General features: G+C 63.5%; 1 protein-coding gene. It reads right to left on the bottom strand.

The annotated features are described in order from the left end of the window. Positions 1–858: MotA/TolQ/ExbB proton channel family protein (locus tag GOB83_RS14675; RefSeq protein WP_165926631.1), on the bottom strand; the 858-nt coding region annotated here is incomplete at its 3' end. Positions 859–865 lie beyond the last annotated feature (7 nt).

The following is an 865-nucleotide window of genomic DNA, read 5'->3' as shown; positions in this document are numbered from 1 at the left end:
CACAGCCGTTGCCAGACCAATGGCGGTCATGATCAGGGATTCACCCACAGGACCGGCAACCTTGTCGATGGATGCCTGACCGGCAATGCCAATGGCGGTGAGTGCGTGGTAAATACCCCAGACCGTGCCGAACAGCCCGATGAACGGGGATGTGGACCCCACGGTGCCCAGGAAGGCCAGCCCCTTCTGCAGGCTGTTCTGGATGTTGTTGACCGCACGCTGGATGGACATGGAGGTCCAGCTATGCAGGTCAATGGCTTCCTGCATCGTGCCTTCATGGTGTTCGGCTGCCGTAATGCCGGTATCGGCAATATAGCGGAACGGGGAGGAGGTGGAGAGTGCGGAAGCCCCTTCCTGAATGCTGTGCTTGGTCCAGAAGTTTTTGGTGGCATCCTTGCCAGCGGCAAACAGACGCCCCTGTTCAATGAACTTGGTGATCATGATGAACCATGTGCCAAGCGACATGACGAGCATGATCAGCAGCACGCCACGGGCGATAATATCACCGTTCGACCACAGGGCGGACAGGCCGTAGGGGTTGGCGTCATCCTTGGCGTCCGGCGCAGGAGCTTCTGCTGCGGCAGCGGCGGCCGGGGTCGGGGCTGTTGTGCCATCGGTGGGTGTGGGGGTTGTTGCGGCATCCGGAGCGGCGGGGGTGGCCGGGCCGGGGGCAGGAGCTGCAGCGCCATCTGCCGGAGCCGGAGCAGCCGGGGCTGCAGGAGCGGTAGCCGCCGGGGCTGCCGGTGCGGGGGCGGCGGCATCCTGCGCAAAGGCGGCAATGGGGGCTGCCGTGCTCATCAGCAGCGCAAGAGCCGGAGCGGCAAGACCTGACACAAAAGAACGGGGCAGTCTGCTCATTTTACTC

It is taken from the genome of Acetobacter fabarum (assembly GCF_011516925.1).
In the GTDB taxonomy this organism is placed as follows: domain Bacteria; phylum Pseudomonadota; class Alphaproteobacteria; order Acetobacterales; family Acetobacteraceae; genus Acetobacter; species Acetobacter fabarum.
This window is presented reverse-complemented; position numbering and strand designations above follow the sequence as displayed.